General features: G+C 69.9%; 16 protein-coding genes. 10 read left to right on the top strand and 6 right to left on the bottom strand.

The annotated features are described in order from the left end of the window. Window positions 1–6: 6 nt before the first annotated feature. Together ispG and LOKHON_RS05895 are read left to right on the top strand one after the other, a co-directional pair. Window positions 7–1,137, top strand: a complete 1,131-nt coding sequence (gene ispG, locus LOKHON_RS05890) for a flavodoxin-dependent (E)-4-hydroxy-3-methylbut-2-enyl-diphosphate synthase (protein ID WP_017928333.1) — start codon at window positions 7–9, stop codon at window positions 1,135–1,137. Window positions 1,138–1,303: 166 nt separating this feature from the next. Next, window positions 1,304–2,038, top strand: a complete 735-nt coding sequence (locus LOKHON_RS05895; RefSeq protein WP_017928334.1) for a DUF1236 domain-containing protein — start codon at window positions 1,304–1,306, stop codon at window positions 2,036–2,038. A 76-nt stretch (window positions 2,039–2,114) separates the two neighbouring features. Here LOKHON_RS05895 and LOKHON_RS05900 read toward each other — a convergent pair whose 3' ends face one another. Next, on the bottom strand, window positions 2,115–2,864 hold the full coding sequence (locus LOKHON_RS05900) for a DsbA family protein (RefSeq protein WP_017928335.1): 750 nt from the start codon (window positions 2,862–2,864) through the stop codon (window positions 2,115–2,117). A 139-nt stretch (window positions 2,865–3,003) separates the two neighbouring features. Between LOKHON_RS05900 and LOKHON_RS05905 the strand changes: the two genes are divergently transcribed. Next, window positions 3,004–4,164 carry a pyridoxal phosphate-dependent aminotransferase gene (locus LOKHON_RS05905; RefSeq protein WP_017928336.1) on the top strand — a complete coding sequence of 387 codons (1,161 nt, stop codon included), beginning with the start codon at window positions 3,004–3,006 and terminating at the stop codon, window positions 4,162–4,164. 32 nt (window positions 4,165–4,196) lie between these two features. After that, window positions 4,197–5,396 (top strand): N-acetylmuramoyl-L-alanine amidase, encoded by a 1,200-nt coding sequence (locus LOKHON_RS05910; RefSeq protein ID WP_026147458.1) that lies wholly within the window; start codon window positions 4,197–4,199, stop codon window positions 5,394–5,396. Between the two features lie 58 nt (window positions 5,397–5,454). Here the strand turns inward: LOKHON_RS05910 and LOKHON_RS05915 are convergent, their stop codons facing one another. Continuing rightward, window positions 5,455–6,132 (bottom strand): class I SAM-dependent methyltransferase, encoded by a 678-nt coding sequence (locus LOKHON_RS05915; protein WP_017928338.1) that lies wholly within the window; start codon window positions 6,130–6,132, stop codon window positions 5,455–5,457. Between the two features lie 157 nt (window positions 6,133–6,289). Between LOKHON_RS05915 and LOKHON_RS05920 the strand changes: the two genes are divergently transcribed. Together LOKHON_RS05920 and prfB are read left to right on the top strand one after the other, a co-directional pair. Next, on the top strand, window positions 6,290–8,812 hold the full coding sequence (locus LOKHON_RS05920; protein ID WP_026147459.1) for a penicillin-binding protein 1A: 2,523 nt from the start codon (window positions 6,290–6,292) through the stop codon (window positions 8,810–8,812). Window positions 8,813–8,899: 87 nt separating this feature from the next. Continuing rightward, window positions 8,900–10,024 (top strand): peptide chain release factor 2, encoded by a 1,125-nt coding sequence (gene prfB / locus LOKHON_RS05925; protein WP_017928340.1) that lies wholly within the window; start codon window positions 8,900–8,902, stop codon window positions 10,022–10,024. Window positions 10,025–10,268: 244 nt separating this feature from the next. On the opposite strand, the gene LOKHON_RS05930 is transcribed toward prfB, so the two are convergent. The 4 genes from LOKHON_RS05930 to bcp form a co-directional block, all read right to left on the bottom strand. Next, a complete protein-coding gene (locus LOKHON_RS05930) occupies window positions 10,269–10,778 on the bottom strand; it encodes a bactofilin family protein (RefSeq protein ID WP_026147460.1) in 510 nt (169 codons plus the stop codon). Continuing rightward, window positions 10,768–12,096 (bottom strand): M23 family metallopeptidase, encoded by a 1,329-nt coding sequence (locus LOKHON_RS05935; RefSeq protein WP_017928342.1) that lies wholly within the window; start codon window positions 12,094–12,096, stop codon window positions 10,768–10,770. The genes LOKHON_RS05930 and LOKHON_RS05935 overlap by 11 nt, the downstream gene beginning before the upstream one ends. A 212-nt stretch (window positions 12,097–12,308) precedes the next feature. Beyond that, the gene (locus LOKHON_RS05940; RefSeq protein WP_017928343.1) at window positions 12,309–13,136 is read right to left on the bottom strand and encodes a ferritin-like domain-containing protein; all 828 of its coding nucleotides are present in this window, start codon (window positions 13,134–13,136) and stop codon (window positions 12,309–12,311) included. Then, a complete protein-coding gene (gene bcp / locus LOKHON_RS05945) occupies window positions 13,133–13,618 on the bottom strand; it encodes a thioredoxin-dependent thiol peroxidase (RefSeq protein WP_017928344.1) in 486 nt (161 codons plus the stop codon). The genes LOKHON_RS05940 and bcp overlap by 4 nt, the downstream gene beginning before the upstream one ends. Window positions 13,619–13,811: 193 nt before the next feature. Here bcp and LOKHON_RS05950 point away from each other — a divergent pair, with 193 nt between their 5' ends. From LOKHON_RS05950 to LOKHON_RS05965, 4 genes are all read left to right on the top strand, one after another. Continuing rightward, on the top strand, window positions 13,812–17,072 hold the full coding sequence (locus LOKHON_RS05950; protein WP_162561759.1) for an AsmA-like C-terminal region-containing protein: 3,261 nt from the start codon (window positions 13,812–13,814) through the stop codon (window positions 17,070–17,072). An 18-nt stretch (window positions 17,073–17,090) separates the two neighbouring features. Next, window positions 17,091–18,149, top strand: a complete 1,059-nt coding sequence (queA, locus tag LOKHON_RS05955; RefSeq protein ID WP_017928346.1) for a tRNA preQ1(34) S-adenosylmethionine ribosyltransferase-isomerase QueA — start codon at window positions 17,091–17,093, stop codon at window positions 18,147–18,149. A gap of 100 nt (window positions 18,150–18,249) precedes the next feature. After that, on the top strand, window positions 18,250–19,527 hold the full coding sequence (locus LOKHON_RS05960) for an MFS transporter (protein ID WP_017928347.1): 1,278 nt from the start codon (window positions 18,250–18,252) through the stop codon (window positions 19,525–19,527). A gap of 108 nt (window positions 19,528–19,635) precedes the next feature. Further along, the gene (locus LOKHON_RS05965) at window positions 19,636–20,247 is read left to right on the top strand and encodes a DUF924 family protein (protein ID WP_017928348.1); all 612 of its coding nucleotides are present in this window, start codon (window positions 19,636–19,638) and stop codon (window positions 20,245–20,247) included. Window positions 20,248–20,311 lie beyond the last annotated feature (64 nt).

Here is a 20,311-nt window from a genome sequence, read left to right on the forward strand (position 1 = left end):
TTATCCATGTCCCTGAACGCCGTGCGCCCCTGGCGCGAGATCCAGCGTCGCAAGTCGCGCCAGATCATGGTGGGGCGCGTCCCCGTGGGTGGCGACGCGCCGATCTCGGTGCAGACGATGACCAACACCGACACCACCGATGTGCGCGCCACGATCGACCAGATCACCCGCGCCGCCGAGGCGGGCGCCGACATCGTCCGCGTGTCCACCCCGGACGAGGACAGCACCCGCGCGCTGCGCGAGATCACGCGCGAAAGCCCGGTGCCGATCGTCGCGGACATCCATTTCCACTACAAGCGCGCCATCGAGGCCGCCGAGGCGGGCGCGGCCTGCCTGCGGATCAACCCCGGCAATATCGGCGATGCCAAACGCGTGGCCGAGGTGGTGCGCGCCGCCCGCGATCACGGCTGCTCGATCCGCATCGGCGTCAATGCCGGGTCGCTGGAGCGGCACCTTCTGGAAAAATACGCCGAGCCGTGCCCCGACGCGATGGTCGAAAGCGGGCTCGACCACATCAAGCTTTTGCAGGATCACGACTTCCACGAGTTCAAGATCTCGGTAAAGGCCTCGGACGTGTTCCTCGCCGCCGCCGCCTACCAGCAGCTGGCCGACGCGACCGATGCGCCGATCCATCTCGGCATCACCGAGGCGGGCGGCCTGACCTCGGGCACGATCAAATCCGCCATCGGCATGGGCAACCTGCTGTGGTCGGGCATCGGCGACACGATCCGCGTCAGCCTCTCGGCCGACCCGGTCGAGGAGGTGAAGGTCGGCTTCGAGATCCTCAAATCACTCGGCCTGCGCCATCGCGGCGTCAACATCATCTCCTGCCCCTCCTGCGCGCGGCAGGGCTTCGACGTGATCAAGACCGTCGAGGCGCTGGAACAGCGGTTGGAACACGTGAAGACGCCGATGTCGCTGTCGATCATCGGCTGCGTGGTCAACGGCCCCGGCGAGGCGTTGATGACCGATGTGGGCTTTACCGGCGGCGGCGCCGGCAACGGCATGGTCTATCTCGCCGGCAAGCAGAGCCACCGCATGTCGAACGACCAGATGATCGACCATATCGTCGAGCAGGTCGAGAAGAAGGCCGCCGAGATCGAGGCCCGCGACAAGGCCGCCGAAGCCGCCGAGTGAGCCGATCCGGATCGGGCGGGGCGGTCGATTTCCGCCGATGGATCGGCCATTTCCCGCCTGATTCTGGGGGGTTGTCCGATTGGGCCGTGAACCCCGCCGCCCCGTCCGCGTTTCTTGTCCAGCCGCGCCGCCCGAGGGTGGCGCTTCATTGGAGAAGAGACAACAGATGACCAAGCAATCGCTCCTGATGACGACCGCCGCCGCCCTCGTGGCCGCGATGCCGGCCTTTGCACAGACCGCCACCGCGACCACGGAGACCACGGCCGAGACCACCGCCAACGCCGAAACCGCGATGGCGGGCACCACCGCCACCGCCGCGACCGAGCTGAACCTGCGCGCGGGGCCGGGCCCGGACATGGAGATCGTCGATGTCATCCCCGCCGATGGCGAGGTGACGGTCGAGGGCTGTCTCGACGACTCCAACTGGTGCCGCGTGACGCTCGATGGCACCACCGGCTGGGCCTATGGCGATTATCTCACCGTGACGACGGCCGAGGCCGCCGAGCCGGTCGTGGTGATCGACAACCGCGCCGAGCTGGAAATCGAGACCGTCACCTATGACAACGCGGCCAACAACGCCGCCGCCACCGCCGCCGGTGCTGGGGCCGCCGCCGCCGGGGCCGCCGCTCTCGCCGCCGGCCCGGTCGGCATCCTCGGGGCCGCGGCGCTCGGCGCGCTGGCGGGCGACGCGGCCACGCCGAACGACGAGACCATCACCTATATCCGCGAGAACCCGGTGGAACCGGTCGTGCTCGGCGGTGAGGTCGTGGTCGGCGCCACCGTGCCCGCCGAGGTCGAGCTGACCCCGGTGCCGGAGGCCGAGTACAGCTACCTCTATCTCAACGGCACCCCGGTCGTGGTGGAGCCGGGCGAGCGCAAGATCGTGCACGTCATCCGGTGATCCCCGACCCGCTCGAAAAACGGAAAGGGCGGCCGAAAGGCCGCCCTTTTCGCATGTTGCGATGTCGCGATCGGTGTCATTCGTCGCGCTGCGCCGATACCAGCTCGCGCATCTGCGCCAACGGCAGGTAGCCGCGCAGCATCTGGTCGCCCATCACGAAGCTCGGCGTGCCGCTGACCTGCATCGCCTGCGCCAGCTGGCGGTTCTCGGCGATGACGCGGGCCACCTCGGGGCTTTCCATTTCCTCGCGCACCGCCGCGAAATCGGCGCCAAGGCTGTCGGCCAGGGTTTCGAGCGAGGCTTCGGAGACATCGGCGCGCATCGTCATCAGCGCGTCATGCGCCTGCTTGTAGGCCGCGTCGCCCTCCAGCCCGCGCACCGCGATCGCGAATTGCGACGCCATCAGCGACTGTTCGCCGAGAATCGGGAATTCCTTGAGGATGTAGCGGATGTTGCCGTCGCTCTCGACCAGCTCCTTCACCTCGGGAAAGGCGCGGCGGCAATAGCCGCATTTGTAGTCCATGAACTCGACCACCGTGATGTCGCCATCGGGGTTGCCGCCGACCCAGTCGCCCTCGTAGTCGAACAGCGCCTCGGAATGCGCCGCGATCATCGCGCTGTCGCCCTGCGCCGCGGCGTCGGCCTGGCGCTGGTCGAGCACCGCGATCGCCTCCATCAGCACCTCGGGGTTGTCGAGCAGATAGGCGCGCACCTGCGCGCCGAAAGTCTCGCGCTCGGCCTCGGTCATCGCGTCGAGATCGAGCGCCATGGCCGGGCCGGAAAGCGCCAGCGTGACGGGCAAAGCGCGGGTGAGCATGCGCAGCATGGGATGTCCTTTCCTCGTGTCGAAGCCGTGCAGACCACATCGCGGCCCCCCTGCCAAGTTCCCGCGCAGAAAGGCGCGGGACCATTGACGGCGGGGGCGCGGGGTTGGCACAACCCGGCCAAACCTTACGGAGCGGATCATGCGAAACTCAAGGCGCGGGGACGTCGATCCCTTCATCGTGATGGACGTGATGGAGGCGGCACGGCAGGCCGAGGCGGCGGGCCGGCACATCATCCACATGGAGGTCGGCCAGCCCGGCACCGGCGCCCCGCGCGAAGCGGTCGAGAAGGTCGCGCGCGAAATGGCGTCCGGGCCGATGGGCTATACCGTGGCGCTCGGCCTGCCGGAGCTGCGCGCGCGCATCGCGCGCCATTACGGCGAATGGTACGGCGTCGATCTCGACCCCGCCCGCGTCGTCGTCACCTCGGGCGCCTCGGGGGCGTTCCTTCTGAGCTTCACCCAGCTGTTCGACACCGGCGCGCGGGTGGGGCTGGGGGCGCCGTGCTACCCGTCCTATCGGCAGATCCTCAAGGCGCTCGACATGGCGCCGATCGACATCGCCACCCGGCTCGACAGCCGGATGCAGCCGGTGCCGGGCGATGTCGAGACGCACGCGCTCGACGGGCTGGTGCTGGCCTCGCCCTCGAACCCGGCGGGGACGATGCTCGACCGTGACGGGATCGCGGCACTGTCGGAGGCCTGTGCTGCGCGCGACGCGGCGCTGATCTCGGACGAGATCTATCACGGCATCGGCGGGCGCGGGACATCGGCGCTGGAGGTCACCGACGAGACCCATGTGATCGGCTCCTTTTCCAAGTATTTTTCGATGACCGGATGGCGCGTCGGCTGGCTGATCGTGCCGCCCGAACATGTGCGCGGCATCGAGCGGATCGCGCAGAACATGTTCATCTGCACCTCGCATGCCTCGCAGCGGCTCGCGCTGCACGCGATGGACTGCACCTCCGAGCTGGAGGCCAACGCCGCCGTCTATGCCGCCAACCGCCGCCTGATGCTGGAGCGGCTGCCGAAAGCGGGCTTTGCCCGTTTCGCGCCGCCCGATGGGGCGTTCTACGTCTATGCCGATGTTTCGGCCTTCACCGATGACAGCCGCGCCTTCGCCGCCGAGATCCTCGACGAGGCGGGGGTGGCGGTGACGCCGGGGCTCGATTTCGACCCGCGCGAAGGGCATCGCTGGATCCGCTTTTCCTATGCCCGCGCCACCGCCGACATCGAGGAGGGGCTGGACCGGCTCACCCGCTTCATGGCGGCGCACGGCCATGCGGAGGCGGGCACCGCATGACGCCCCGGCGCGGCGCGCGGGGCCGACCGGGCATGCGTATTTGGGGAATGGTGAAGGGGATCGGTCTCGCGCTCATGCTGGCCGGGCCGCTCGCCGCGCAGGAGTTCTCGGGGCTGGCGCGGCTCGATGCGGGTCAAAGCCGCGTCGAGGACAGCAGGCGCGGTGTCGAGATCGATCTTGCGCTCAGCCAGCCGGTGCCGTGGCGGGTCTTCACCCTCGACGACCCGCGCCGTCTCGTGCTCGACTTCGCCGAGGTCGACTGGGCCGGGGCCGATCCGGCGGCGCTTTTGTCAAAGGGGCGGGCGACGGCGCTGCGGCTTGGGCGCGGGCGGCCGGGATGGTCGCGTCTCGTGCTCGATCTGGGCGCGCCGATGGGGATCGACAGCGCCGGGATGCGGGCCCTTGGCTCGGGGGCGGCGCGGCTGCAGCTACGGCTGTCGCCGGTGACCGAGGAGGAATTCGCGGCACGGGCGAGGCCCGCCGATCCGGCGGGGGAGATGCTGCCCGCGCCGGCGCGGCCGGGGGCGGGGCCGCTGGTGGTGGCGGTGGATGCCGGGCATGGCGGCGTCGATCCGGGCGCGATGCGAGAAGGCCTGGTCGAGGCCGACCTGATGCTGCGGCTGGCGCGCGAGACGGCGGAGGCGATCAACCGTTCCGGCAACATGCGCGCCGTGCTGACCCGCGACAGCGATGACTTCGTGCCGCTGTCCGAACGCATGACCATCGCCCGCGCGGCGGGGGCGGGGCTGCTGCTGTCGCTGCATGCCGACGCGCTCGAAGAGGACGCGGCCTCGGGCGGGTCGGTCTATACGCTGTCGGACGCGGCGAAGGACGCGGCCTCGGGCCGGATGGTCGAACGGCACCAGAGAAGCGATCTTCTGTCGGGGCTCGATCTCAGCCAGCAGGACGACCGCGTGGCCACGGCGCTGATGGATCTTGCCCGGCTCGACACCGCGCCGCAAAGCGACAGGCTGGCTGGCGCGCTGGTCGCGGCGCTGCGGCAGGCGGGGGCGCATCTGAATTCGCGGCCCCGGCGCAGCGCGCCGCTGGCGGTGCTCAACGCCGCCGATTTCCCGTCGGTGCTGGTCGAGGTGGGGTTCTTGTCGAATGCGGGCGACCGGGCCCGCCTGACCGATCCGGCGGGCCGCGCGCGCATCGTCGCGGGGCTGGTCGCCGGGGTGCAGGGCTGGGCCGCCGAGGAGGCCGCCCGCGCGCCGCTGCGGCGGCGCTGAAACGCGCCCGGCCCGCGCGGGTGGGGCGCGGGCCGGTCAAACCAACCCGTGGCGGGGATCAGCTTCGCTTGGCGGGTTTCTGCCCCTCTTCGCGCGGCAGCCCGTCGAACCGGGCGAGCCAGACCGAATGCATGCCGCAATCGGGATCCTCGGGGATGAAGGCCAGCGGCTTGAAGCCGTGCATCTCCAGAAGGCCCTTGTAGGTCTTGGGGCTCAGGCTTTCGTGGAAGATCGGCTTGCCCGCCACGTCGCCGATCGCGGTGCCGGCGGAGGGGCCGGAGGTGAACATCAGCGCGCAGCCCGGCGCGGCATGCGCCGCGAAGGTCGGGAACATCGCCTGCTGGTCGGGACCGGCGAGGTGAAAGAAGCTGTCCCAGGCGAGGATCGCGTCGAAGGTCTCCGACAGGCGCAGCCCGCGCATGTCGTGGTGAAAGGCGCGCGCCTCGGGCAGGTTCTTCTGGAACATGCCGAGCATGACGCGGCTGGCGTCGACGCCGGTGACGTCGGCGCCGCGATCGGCGATGTACTGCGCGATCGGCGCGCCGGTGCCGCAGCCCAGATCGAGCACCCGGCGGCGCCCACCATTGCGCGGCGCGGCGGCCAGCATCCGGTCGATCCAGCGCCGCTCGATCAGCCGGCGGTCGCGCGCCTTGGCCCAGTCCGGGCCCACGGCGTCATAGGTCGCGACCACGTCGTCCGGCGTGGCGCGGCGGGAGGGTTGGGTTTCGGTTGCCATCATGTCCGCCCTTTTGGGTCCCAGCAGTCGCGAGCGCAATCCCCTCGCCAAAGCGTGACCCTGCTTTCCGGCGTTTTCGCGCCGATTTCAAGCCCTGCGCTTTTGACCCCGGGCGGGGGCTTGCCTATAAGCCCAGCAGTCCTCCCGGAGAAAAATCGTGCTGCGCTTCATAATGTCCTTCTTCGGCGGCATCTTCTCGATGCTGACCCTCGGCCTTGCCATGGGGGCGCTGACGCTTGGCGCGATCTTCTATGTCTATGGCCGCGACCTGCCAAGCTACGAGACGCTGGCGCAATACACGCCGCCGACGATCAGCCGGGTCTATGACGGCGAAGGCGACATCCTCGACGAATTCGCCTCCGAGCGGCGGCTGTTCACCCCCGCCGCCGAGATCCCCGACCTCGTCAAGCATGCCTTCGTCTCGGCCGAGGACCAGAATTTCTACGTGCATGGCGGCTTCGACATCAAGGGCATCGGCGCCGCCGCCGTCGAGGCGGTGCGCTCGCGCGGGCAGGAGCTGCGCGGCGCCTCGACCATCACACAGCAGGTGATGAAGAACTTCCTGCTCGACGGCTCTCGCACCGTCGAGCGCAAGATCAAGGAGCTGATCCTTGCCGTGCGCATCGAAGGCGCGATGGACAAGGAACGCATCCTCGAACTCTATCTCAACGAGATCTTCCTCGGTCAGAACTCCTATGGCGTCACCGCCGCCGCGCAGAGCTACTTCAACAAGCCGCTGGCGCAGCTGGAGCCGGGCGAGGCGGCCTATCTCGCCGCGCTCGCGCAGCGGCCCGGCAACCTGCACCCGGTGCGGCAGTATTCGGACGCGGTGAACCGCCGCAACTACGTGCTGCGCCGCATGTGGGAGGATGGCTATATCGACGAGGCGGCCTATCGCGACGGCCGGGGCCGCACGCTCGACACCGTGCAGTCGGGCGACATCGAAAGCTTCCGCGCCGCCCTGCCGCCGCGCGATTATTTCACCGACGAGGTGCGCCGCCAGCTTTCGGCCGAGTTCGGCGAGGACGAGTTCTTCGGCGGCGGCCTGTCGATCCGCGCCACGCTCGACGGCGAATTGCAGATCGAGGCGGCACATGCGCTGCAGCGCGCGCTGGAGCAGTTCGACCGGGGGCGGGGCCGCTGGCACGGCACCGGCAAGTCGATCCCGGTCGAGACGCTCGACGACGAGATCGCCTGGCGTAAGGCCCTGTCCGAGGTCGACGTGCCGCGCGACGTGACGCTGGAAAGCCCGTGGCGCCCGGCGGTGGTGATGGAGATCGGCGATCAGGACATGCGCCTCGGCATCGAGGGGCTGGCCGATGACGGCAGCGAGCCGCACGTCGTGCCGCGCGACGACATCTCGTGGATGCGCGGCAGCTTTGCCGATAATTTCGAACGCGGCGACGTCGTGCTGGTGCGCCGGATGATCACCGATGATGGCGGCGACTTCATCCGCTGGACGCTGCGCCAGACGCCCAAGGTGCAGGGTGCCTTCATGGCGATGGACGTCAACACCGGGCGCGTGCTCGCCATGCAGGGCGGCTTTTCCTACCAGGACAGCGTGTTCAACCGCGCCACGCAGGCGCAGCGCCAGCCCGGCTCCTCGTTCAAGCCCTTCGTCTATGCCGCCGCCCTCGACAGCGGCTACACGCCGGCGACGATCATCGTCGACGCCCCGATCGAGATCAACACGCCGCAGGGCATGTGGCGGCCGCAGAACGCGTCGAACCGCTTCTATGGCCCGACGCCGCTGCGCACCGGCATCGAGCGTTCGCGCAACATCATGACGATCCGTCTCGCGCAGGAGGTCGGCATGGACACGGTCGCCGATTACGGCGAGCGGTTCGGCGTCTACGACGATCTCGGCCCCTACCTGTCGAACGCGCTGGGCGCGCAGGAGACGACGCTGTTCAAGATGGTCGCGGCCTACGCGATGTTCGCCAATGGCGGCGAACGGGTGGAGCCGACGCTGGTGGACCGGGTGCAGGACCGCTACGGCAACACCGTCTATCGCCACGATCAGCGCAACTGCGTCGATTGCGGCCTCGCGGCGCTGCCCGCGGGCAAGGCGCCGACGATCCAGTCGAACCGCGAGCGGATCATGAACGCCGTCACCGCCTACCAGCTCACCTCGATGATGCAGGGCGTCGTGGAGCGCGGCACCGCGCGCGGCATCAACCTGCCCGTGCCGATCGCCGGCAAGACCGGCACCACCAACGACGCCAAGGACGTGTGGTTCGTGGGCTTTTCGTCGAACATCGTCGCGGGCTGCTACATCGGCTACGACAACCCGCGCTCCCTCGGCTCGGGCGCGTCGGGCGGGGGCATCTGCGGCCCGGTGTTCGAAAGCTTCATGAAAAAGGCGATCTCGCGCTTTGGAGGCACCGCCTTCCCGGTGCCCGAGGAGTGCCAGTTCATCAAGATCGACCGCTTTTCCGGCGCGCGGCTGCCCGACAGCGCGTCGGGCGACAACGTCATTTCCGAATGCTTCCGCATGGGCGAGCAGCCGCTGTTCGGCGTGGCCTTCGATGGCGGCTTCGAGATGTCCGGCGACCTGCCGCTCTACGAGGAGGCGGGCGGCAACAAGCCGGCCAAGAACGTGCGCAACTCGACCGGCGGTACCGCGACGGTCGGCCCCAAGGCGAGCTTCGGCACGCTGTCCTCGGGCGGTCTTTACTGAACGGGGCGCGCCTCACTTGCCGGGACAGGTGGGGCGCGGTATCACGCCCCACAATTCCACGCCTCACCGCCAGCCAAGGGACCGATCATGCGCGCAGAAACGCAAGCCAACATCGCCGCCATCGAGAAGTCGCTGCAGCTGCTCGCCAAGCGCATGGACCGCGAGACCGCGGCCCACCGGCTCGAGGAGTTCGACGCACGGGTCGAGGACCCGACCCTGTGGGACGACCCGGCCGCGGCGCAAAAGCTGATGCGCGAGCGGCAGATGCTGCTCGACAAGATGGGCACCTACGACCAGATCGCCCAAGGTCTCAAGGACAACGCCGAGCTGATCGAGCTCGGTGAGATGGAGGGCGACGAGGAGGTCGTCTCCGAGGCCGAGGCGGCGCTCCGGGCGCTGCGCGAGACCGCCGCCTCCAAGGAGCTCGAGGCGCTCTTGGACGGCGAGGCCGACGGCAACGACACCTTCATCGAGATCAACGCAGGTGCGGGCGGCACCGAGGCCTGCGACTGGGCGCAGATGCTGCAGCGCATGTATGTGCGCTGGGCCGAGAAGCGCGGCTACGAGGTCGAGATGCAGTCCGAGGAAGCCGGCGGAGAGGCGGGCATCAAGTCGGTCGCCTACAAAATCTCCGGCCCCAACGCCTATGGCTGGCTGAAATCCGAAAGCGGCGTGCACCGTCTCGTGCGCATCTCGCCCTTCGGCAAGGGCACGCGCGAGACCTCCTTCGCGAGCGTCTGGGTCTACCCGGTGGTCGACGACAACATCGAGATCGAGGTGAACCCCTCGGACATCCGGGTCGACACCTACCGCTCCTCCGGCGCGGGCGGCCAGCACGTCAATACCACCGACTCGGCGGTGCGGATCACCCACATGCCCACCGGCATCGTCGTGACCTCGTCCGAGAAGTCGCAGCACCAGAACCGCGACATCGCGATGAAGGCGCTGAAATCGCGGCTCTACCAGCAGGAGCTCGACCGCCGCAACGCCGAGATCAACGCCCAGCACGACGCCAAGGGCGATGCCGGCTGGGGCAACCAGATCCGTTCCTACGTGCTGCAGCCCTACCAGATGGTCAAGGATCTGCGCACCGGCCACGAGACCTCTGACACCCAGGGCGTGCTCGACGGCGCGCTCGACGGCTTCATGGCCGCGACCCTGGCGGGCCAGGTCTCGGGCAAGAGCCGGGCCGAGGCTTCGGCCGAGGACTGATCCCCGCCGCGCCGCCAGCTGCATGGCGGCCTCCTTATAGCGGCGCCCTTTCACCATTCCCGAAATACGCCGGGGTCCGGGGCAGCGCCCCGGTCCCGCTGGCCGGGCCGGGGCGCAGACGCTTGCCCCGGTCGGCGCGGCATCGCGGCAATGGCCAGCGCGCTTCCCATCATCCCCGCGATACGAAAAGGGCGCCCCGGTTTCCCGAGGCGCCCCAGATCCGTCGATCCCGTGACCGGCGGCGTCAGTCGTGCCCGCCCTCGGCGGCCGAGGGCTTGGGCAGCGGCTTGGGCGCGCCGGTGGTGTTGAGCGGGTCTTCCTGCCGCTGCACCGAGCCTTCGAAATGCGCGCCGCTCTCGATCGCGATGGTCTTGTGGATGATGTCGCCCTCGACGCGGGCGGTCGAGGTGAGCCGGACCTTGAGGCCGCGCACCCGGCCGACGATGCGGCCGTTGATGACGACGTCATCGGCGACGAGTTCGCCGCGCACGGTGGCGCCTTCGCCGACGGTCAGCAGGTGGGCGCGGATGTCGCCCTCGATCTGGCCTTCGACCTGGATGTCGCCGGTGGTCTTGACGTTGCCCTTGATGTGCAGATCGGCCGAGAGCACCGAAGCCGGCGGCTTGGCCTTGGGGGCGGCGGGACGATAGTCCTGCTGGCCCTGCGGCTGGGCGGGCTTGGTCGGTGCGTCCATGGGGGCGGTCCCTTCGTTGGTCCTCGGTCCGGGCTCGTTGATCTTGCTCTTAGAAAACATCTTTTCCAGCTCGTATGTAGGTCATGGGATTGACGGGAGTCCCACCGACGCGCACCTCGTAATGGAGGTGGGGTCCGGTCGATCGTCCGGAGTTGCCCATATCACCGATCCGTTCGCCGCGCGATACCCTTTGACCGACCTTGACGCTGATCTTGTTGAGATGTGCGTAACGGGTCTCGATCCCGAATTCGTGCTGGATCTTGACCAGGCGGCCATAGCCCGAGGCCCAGCCGGCGCTGACCACCACGCCGTCGGCGGTGGAGTAGACCGGGGTGCCGATCGGGGCGGCGAAATCGGCGCCCGCATGCAGCCGGCCCCAGCGCTGGCCGAAGCCAGAGGTGAAGCGGTAGGAGGATTTCACCGGCGTGGCGAAGGGCGCCTTGGACGCGGCGATGCGGTAAAGGTTGATCTCGTCCATCTTGTCCAGAAGCGCGTTGGCGCGCTCGGCATCCTGGTCGGCATGGCCGGCATGCGCCCCCATGGTCGAGAACTGGATCGGGGTCAGCGCGCCGCCACCGATGCCGCTATAGCCCTTGCGCACCTTCTTGATCATCGCGTCGGGATCCATGCCTGCGGCGCGGAACATGTCGCCCAGCGGTTCGACCGAAACGGTCATCGCCTCTTCGAGCTGGCGGAAGATCTCGTCGTTGCGCTCGGTCATCAGCCGCAGTTCGAGCTGCATCTCGTTGGCCTGCTCGAAGGCCAGCTCGGCATCCTCGGCGATGCGGTCGCGCTCCTCGGCGGTGTCGGCCAGCGCGCCCGAGAGAATGTCGAGCGTGCCCTCGACCGAGGCCGCGTCGGTGCCGCCGGGCAGGGCGCCGCCATCGGCCATCGCCAGCTTCAGCTCGGCGGCGGCGTCGCGCGCGGTCTCGCGTTCGATCATGGTGCGGCGCAGCGCGGCCTGCACCACGTCGAGCCCGGTCTCCATCTCGCGGCGGCGGTCCTCGGAGGCCAGAAGCTCGCTCTGCATGGTCGAGATCTGCGCCAGCGCGGTCGAGAAGCGCTGCTGTGCGGCGGCGGCCTCGGCGGCGCGCAGGTCGCGCTCGGCGGACAGCGCGTTCAGCCGGTCTTCGTAGATCATCTGGTCGCGCTGCGCCTGAGCGCGGAAATTGCCAGAGCCGATCGAATCCATCAGCAGGATCGCGGTGGCGGTGATGGTCCAGCCGACCACCAGCGTCACGCCGGTCCAGGCGGCGAGCTGGGTCGAGGGATGAAGACGGATGAACCGGGTTTCGGTGTCCGAGCGCAGAAACAGCCGCCGTTCGGGAAAGCGGCGCTCCAGCGCCGCGTGAAGTTTCTGTGCCAGCCTTGTCCGCACCCGTCCGTCCCCGTGTTGTCCCGGTCACAGCCTCTCTTTTTCGAGAGTGCCGCGCTTGAGGTGTTACCGAGGCGGGGGCGAGGGGGCAACAGGCTTGGCCGGGATCGGGCAAAGCCGGGGCGAATGCGGCGCCAAAGCGGCAAGATACCGCCTATGCCGCCGCCTTTCCGCCGCCTGTGGCCTGCGTGCAACGCATTGTGGCGCCAGCGCAATCAGCCGTCGCGCCGGGCGCCATCCTCGGCCAGCGGCCAGTAGAAATCGGGCGGTATCCCGGCCTCGGCGCGCTTTTCCTCGTTGAAGGGCGGCTTGAGCCCGCCATGGAAATGCTTTCGCACCAGGTCGCGGAACAGCGGCGCCGGATCGTGGTCGTGGCGGCCGCAGAGAAAGTGAAACCACTTCGACCCGTAGGAGACGTGGTGCACCTCCTCGGCATAGATGATCTCGAGCGCGGCGACCGTGTCGGCGTCCTCCGCCTTGCGGAAGATCTCGATCATGCCGGGCGTGACGTCGAGCCCGCGCGCCTCGAGCACCATCGGCACCACGGCGAGCCGGGCCATCAGGTCGCCGGCGGTATCCTCGGCGGCGCGCCACATGCCCGCATGGGCGGGCAGGGCGCCGTAATGGCTCCCCAACGCGTCGAGCCGGTCGCACAGCAGGTTGAAATGCTTCGATTCCTCGTCCGCCGCCTGCACCCAGTCGTCGAAATACCCCAAGGGCAGCGGCGTGCCGGCAAAGCGTGCCACCGCGTCCCAGTGCAGATCGACCGCGTTCAGCTCGATATGCGCGACCGCGTGGATCAGCGCGATCCGGCCATGCGCGGAGCCGGGCCTGCGGCGCGGCATGTCGCGCGGCGACAACAGCTCGGGCCGCGCGGGCCGGGCCGGGCGGTCGGGCGGCGTGGCGGTGCCGATGTCGAGCGGTGCGCCCGCGGCGCGGCTGTCGCGCCACAGCCTGGCGGCGGCGTGGCTGCGCGCGGTCTTCTCGCGGCCATCCGCCGTGCTCAGCACCTCGACGGCCAGCTCGGTCAGCGTCCGGTTCACAGCGCGCGCACCGCGTCGAGAACCTCCTCGACATGGCCGGGCACCTTCACCTTGCGCCAGACCCGCGCCACGCGGCCCGCGGCGTCGATCAGGAAGGTGGTGCGCTCGATCCCCATGAAGGTCTTGCCGTACATCTTCTTTTCGACCCAGACGCCGTAGCGTTCGCACACCTCGCTCTCGGCATCCGACAACAGCGTCACCCCGAGCCCGTACTTGTCGCGGAACTTCTCGTGCTTGGAGACGGTGTCTTTCGACACGCCGAGCACCCGCGCGCCCAACAGCTCGAATTCGGCGCCGCGCGCGGTGAAATCCTGCGCCTGCCTGGTGCAGCCGGAGGTGTCGTCGCGCGGGTAGAAATAGAGCACCACGGGCGCCCCGTGATGGGCCGACAGCCGCACCTCTTCGCCGCCATCGCGGGGCAGGGCGAAATCGGGGGCGGGCTGGCCCGGCTCGGGGTTGGCGGGCGTCATCGTGTCGCTCATGGCGCATCCTCGCTGTCATGGACGGGCGGCAGTGGCCCTCGCGCGGCAAGGGATCTACGCTGGGGCGGACGAAATCAAGGGGCAGCGGGCCGTCTTGCACCATCGACCGATCAGCGCGAAGACCACGCGCCGCGCCGCCCCCCGGCGGGCGCGGGGGACGGCGCTGGCCGGGTGGCTGCGGCGCGGGGTCGGCGTGGCGCTGACGCTGGTGACGCTGCCGGTGGCTCTTGCGCTGGGGGTGCCGCTCCTGCTGATCGGGCAGACCGTCACGGCGCCGAGCTGGATCACCGAGCGGATCGAGACGCAGGCCGGCACGCTGCTCGCGGGCGGGGATCTCGACTTTGGAAGCATCGCCCTGACGCTGGGCACCGATCTGCATCCGCGCGTGACGCTGCGCGACACGGTGCTGCGCGATGCCGGTGGCGCGGTGCTGGCGCGGGTGCCCGAGATCGACGCGCTGGTCAGCCCGCGCGGGCTTTTGTTCGAGCGCAGCGTGCTGGCGCAGGAGGTATGGCTGCGCGGTGCCGAGATCGGGCTGGGCCGCGATGCGGCGGGGCGGGTCGAGATCCGCTTCGACCGGCCCGACCCCGCGCCGGTACCGGCCTCCGGCCCGGATGCCGGCGGTCTCGCCGGGCTGCTCGCGCGTATCGACAGCGTGCTTGACCGGCCCGTGCTCGACGCGCTGGAGCGGATCGAGGCCGAGAATCTCTCGATCGATTACAGCGATGCGCGGGCCGGGCGGCGCTGGCGCGCCGGGGGCGGGCGGCTGTCGCTCGACCTGACGGGAGGGATGCGGCTGTCGGGGCGGCTGTCGCTGCATGCGCAGGGCGCGCCGGTCACCGATCTCACGCTCGGCTACGACCGCGCGGCGGGGGCGCGGGATGCCGAGCTTCGGATGACGCTCGACAACGTGGCCAGCCGCGACATCGCCACGCAGCACCCGGCGCTGAGCTTTCTGTCGGTGCTCGATGCGCCGCTCTCGGCGCGGCTGCGCGGCCGGATCGGCGCGGACGGCGTGCCGGGGGCGTTCAGCGCCGCGCTGCGGATCGGCGCGGGCGCGATCGCGCCGGGAGAGGCGCGGACGGTGCAGCAGGGGGCGCAGCAAGGGGCGCGGTCGGGCAGCGAGCCGCTGCGTTTCGACAGCGCCGAGCTGGCGCTGCGCTACGCGCCCGACGCCGAACGGATCACCTTCGAGCGCATCTCGGCGGTGGGGGATCTGGGTCGCATCGACGGGCATGGCCGGGCCTGGCTGCGCGAATTCGAGGCGGGCTGGCCCGGCGCGCTGGAGGCGCAGGTGATCTTCGACGAGGTGGCGCTGTCGGAGCGGGCGGGCCTGCCCGAGCCGGTGGCCCTGCGCGATGCATGGGCCGACCTGCGGCTGCGCCCGCGCCCCTTCGATCTCGATATCGGCGGCTTCGGGGCGACGGATGCGCAAAGCGGCGCGCGGATCGGCGGCAGCGCCAGCATCGGTCATGCCGGGGCGGGCTGGCGCGCCGCGCTCGATGCGCGGACCGACCGGCTGGGGCGCGACCGGCTGCTCGCCTATTGGCCCGAGACGCTCAAGCCCAAGACCCGCGGCTGGATCGAGAACCGCATTCCCGCCGCCGTGCTGCGCGACGTGAGCGTGGCGCTGCGCCGCGCGCCGGGACAAAAGCCCGAGCTGGCCCTGACCCACGGGTTCGAGGCGGCGACCATCCGGCCGCTCGACGGGTTGCCGCCGATCACCGGGGCCGCGGGCCATGGCAGCCTTGGCGGCGGCGCGTTCTCGGTGCGGCTGACCGAAGGCGGCGCGCAGGCGCCGCAGGGCGGGCGGGTCGATCTGGCGGGGACGAACTTCACCATCCCCGTGCTCGGCGGCCCGCGTCCCGAGGCCGAGATCGGCATCGAGGCCGGCGGCCCGGTCACCGCGATGCTGTCATTGATCGACCAGCCGCCGTTCCGGTTCCTGCAAAAGGCGAACAAGCCGGTGGACCTGATCGAGGGGCGGGGCCGGGCCAGCGCCGAGATCGGGCTGCAGCTCGGCGCGCCGGTCGCGCCAGAGGATGTGGCGTGGTCGGTCACGGGCAGGCTCGACGAGGTGTCGAGCCGCGCCATCGTGCCGGGCCGGACCCTCGCGGCGCAAGGGCTCGACGTGGCGGTGGGGCCGCGCGCGCTCAAAGTGTCGGGCCCGGTGACGATCGACGGCCTGCCCGCCGATGTCGCGTTTCGCCAGCCGCTGGGCGCCGGGGCGGGGGCCGCGACGCTCGACGGCAATGTCGAGCTGTCGCAGCGCTTTCTCGACACCTTCGGCATCGCGCTGCCCGACCGGACGGTTTCGGGGCGCGGGCGCGGGCAGGTCGCGATGCGGCTGGCGCGCGGGGCGCCGCCGCAGGTGACGCTGTCGAGCGATCTCGCCGGGCTCGGCCTGTCGATCCCGGCGCTGGGCTGGTCGGTGGCCACCGGCACGACGGGGCGGCTCGAGATCGAGGGCGTGCTGGGCGATCTGCCGCGTCTCGACCGGATCGCGCTCGACGCGGGCGGGCTGTCGGCGCGCGGCACGCTGCGGCTGCGTCCGGGCGGTGGTCTCGACCGCGCCAGCTTTACGCGGCTGCGCCTGTCGGACTGGCTCGACGTGCGGGCGGATCTGGTCGGGCGCGGGCCGGGCGAAACGGTGGGGATCGAGATCGGCGGCGGCGCGCTCGATCTGCGCCGCGCGGGGTTCGGCAAGGGCGGCGATGGCAAGGGCGGACCGATCCGGCTCGCGCTCGACCGGCTGCGGGTCACGGATGCGGTGGCGCTGACCGGGCTTCGGGGCGATTTCTCGACCGTGGGGGGCTTTTCGGGCCGGTTCGACGCCACGGTCAATGGCGGTGCACCGGTTGAGGGGCTGGTGGTGCCGGACCGGGACGGCACGGCGGTGCGGATCACCGGGCCGGATGCGGGGGCGGTGCTGCGCTCGGCCGGGCTTTACGGGACGGCCACGGGCGGTGCGCTCGACCTGACATTGCTGCCCGAGGGGCGGCCCGGCCATTACAGCGGCGATCTCGACGTGCGCGGGCTCAGGGTGCGCGACGCGCCCGCCATGGCGCAGCTGCTCGACGCGATCTCGGTGGTGGGTCTGTTGCAGCAGCTCGACGGCAAGGGGCTCGCCTTCGACCGCATCCGCGCTGGGTTCCGGTTGACGCCGGAGGTGCTGGAGATCGCGCAGGCGAGCGCGACCGGGCCGGGTCTTGGCATTTCGCTCGACGGGCGCTACAGCCTCGCCTCCAGACGCATGGCCTTCGAAGGCGTGGTCTCGCCCTTCTACCTCGTCAATTCGCTGGGCTCGTTCCTGACCCGGCCCGGCGAGGGGCTGATCGGCTTCAACTATACTCTTGGCGGCACGCCCGATGACCCCGCCGTCTCGGTCAACCCGCTTTCGGCGCTGACACCGGGCATGTTCCGCGAGATCTTCCGCAGGCCACCGCCCACCTGACCTGACTTGGGGAATTTCATGAAGCTCTCGGATTTCGATTTCGACCTGCCCGAGGAGCTGATCGCCACCCGGCCCGCGCGACCGCGCTCTTCGGCGCGGCTGCTGCTGGCGCAGGGCGACGAGATCGCCGATCGCGTCGTTTCCGACCTGGCGTCGATCCTGCGCCCCGGCGACCGGCTCGTGCTCAACGACACCAAGGTGATCCCGGCGCGGCTGTCGGGCGTGCGCACCCGGCCCGGTGCGGCGGGCGAGGGGGCCGCGAAGATCGAGGTGACGCTGCTTGCGCCGCGCGCCGACGGCGCGTGGTCGGCGCTGGTCAAGCCGCTGCGCAAGCTGCGCGAGGGCGAGGTGGTGGTGTTCTCCGACCGCCTTTCGGCCGAGCTGGTGGGCCGCGAGGCCGACCAGGCGGTGCTGCGCTTCGATCTGGAGGGCGAGGATTTCGACGCCGCGATCGCCGAGGTCGGCGCGATGCCGCTGCCGCCCTATATCGCGGCCAAGCGCGCCGCCGATGACAGCGACCGCGAGGATTACCAGACCGTCTGGGCCGCGCGCCCCGGCGCCGTCGCGGCGCCGACCGCCTCGCTGCATTTCGATGCGCCGCTGATGGCGGCGCTCGATGCGCGCGGCGTGTCGTTCACCCATGTGACGCTGCATGTCGGCGCGGGCACCTTCCTGCCGGTCAAGGTCGACGACATCCGCGACCACAAGATGCACGCCGAATGGGGCGAGGTGAGCGAGAAGGCCGCCGCCGAGATCGCCGCCACCCGCGCGACGGGCGGGCGTGTGATCCCGGTCGGCACCACCGCGCTGCGGCTGATCGAGAGCGCCGCGCGCGGCGGCCGGATCATGCCGTGGGTGGGCGAGACCGACATCTTCATCACGCCGGGTTTCGAGTTCCGGGTGGCGCATGGGCTGATGACCAATTTCCACCTGCCGAAATCGACGCTGATGATGCTGGTCTCGGCGCTGATGGGCGTGGAGGAAATCCGCCGGATCTACGATCACGCCATTGCGAATCGCTACCGTTTCTTCTCCTACGGGGATGCCTCGCTGCTGCTGCCGCGCGGCGCGCGCTGACGCCGCTTCGCTTCCGTCGCATTTTTCGTCGCATTGCTGTGAGACCCGCGCTGACGCGACGGGGTAGCCGGGCCGTGAAGCCGGCAGAAAGGAACAGGCCATGATACAGGTTCTCGGGAGCTCCTGGGCGCTTTTGCTCGGCATGTTCATGCTGATGATCGGCAATGGCTTGCAGGGCACGCTGCTGGGCCTGCGCGGCGAGGTCGAGGGATTCTCGACGATCGAGATGTCGATCATCATGTCGGCCTATTTCGCGGGGTTTTTGTTCGCGTCGCGCTACGCGCCCAAGATGATCCGCCGGGTCGGCCATGTGCGCGTCTTCGCAGCATTGGGCTCGACCATCTCGGCGGTGCTGATCCTGTATCCGGCGCTGACCGAACCATGGGCTTGGACGCTGGGCCGGGTGGTGATCGGCTTTTGCTTCTGCGGGGTCTACATCACCGCCGAGAGCTGGCTCAACGACGCCGCCTCGAACGAAAGCCGGGGCAAGGCGCTGTCGCTTTACATGATCGTGCAGATGGCGGGCATCGTCATGGCGCAGTATCTCGTGACGCTGGGCGACGTGTCGGGCTATATCCTGTTCATCATCCCGTCGGTGCTGGTGTCGATGGCCTTCGCGCCGATCCTGCTGTCGGTGAGCCCGGCGCCGGTCTTCACCACCACGAAGCCGCTGCCGATCAAGCAGCTGATCGAGGCCTCGCCGCTGGCCTGCATGGGCATGTTCCTCCTGGGCGGCGTCTTTGCCGCGCAGTTCGGCATGTCGGCGGTCTACGGCGCGCGGGCCGGGCTGACGGTGCCGCAGATCTCGCTGCTGGTCTCGATCACCTATATCGGCGCGCTGGTGGCACAGTTCCCGATCGGCTGGCTGTCGGACCGGATCGACCGGCGCTGGCTCATTCTCGGGCTGTCGGGGGTGGGCGGCGCGGCAGCGCTGACGGCGTTCCTGATCCCGGGGCAGGTGACGCTGATCCTGGTGTCGGCGGCGGTGGTGGGCGGCAGCTCGAATCCGCTCTACGCGCTGCTCATCGCCTATGCCAACGACTACCTCGACCGCGAGGACATGGCGGCGGCCTCGGGCGGGCTGTTGTTCATCAACGGCGTCGGCGCCATCGCCGGCCCGCTGGTGGTGGGCTGGATGCTCGACAATGTCGGCGCGCACGGCTTCTGGGGCTTTGTCGCGGTGCTGTTGCTGGGGCTGGCGGGCTATGCCGGCTGGCGCATGCTGCGCCGCCCGGATCGCGGCGTCGAGGTGGGCGACTCGGTCAGCTACGCGCCGATTTCGGCGACCGGCACGGCGGTGGCCGCCGAGGTCGCGCAGGAGGTCTATATCGAGCACGAGATCGAGCAGATGGAGGAGGCGCGCGACGAGGTCGCCTGAGCCCGCGCCGGGGGGTACGCCGCGTGAATCCGGTGCGGCGCGCCTTCGCGCTTGACCCGGCGCGGGGTTGGGGCAGGTTTGGGGGAACGACGTTTGAGGAGGACCGCCATGACCGCCACCCCCGTCACCGCGCAGGCCGAGCCGCCATCCGAGGCCGAAAAGGTGCTGGCCTTCTGGCTCGAGGAGGTCGAGCCGAAGCAATGGTACATCGCCGATGACGATCTCGACGCGACGATCCGCGACCGCTTCGGCGCGCAGTGGGACAAGGCCGCCGAAGGGGCGCTTGGCCACTGGTTGACCGAGCCCAACGGCGCGCTGGCCTATATCATCGTCACCGACCAGTTCGCGCGCAACATCTGGCGCGGCGACGCGCGCGCCTTCGCGCTCGACGACCAAGCTCGCTCGGTCGCCAAGCTCGCGGTCGACAACGCCTGGGACCGCGAGATCGTGCCGCCGGGGCGGCAGTTCTTCTACCTGCCGCTGATGCATTCGGAAAACCTCGTCGACCAGGACCGCGCGGTGCGGCTGTTCTGCGACCGCATGCCCGGCGCCGACGACAACCTGCTGCACGCCCGCGCGCATCGCGAGGTGATCCGCGAATTCGGCCGTTTCCCGTTCCGCAACGCCGCGCTCGGGCGCCAGACCACACCGGCGGAACAGGCCTGGATGCAGGATGGCGGCTACGGCGCGGTGCTCGAGCGGCTGAAGGCGAAAACCTGACATCGCGCCGGGACGCAGGGCTGCCATGCGCCGGGCCGTCTGGAAGCCTGGTGCAAATTAGTTT

This window comes from Limimaricola hongkongensis DSM 17492, assembly GCF_000600975.2.
Classification (GTDB): domain Bacteria; phylum Pseudomonadota; class Alphaproteobacteria; order Rhodobacterales; family Rhodobacteraceae; genus Limimaricola; species Limimaricola hongkongensis.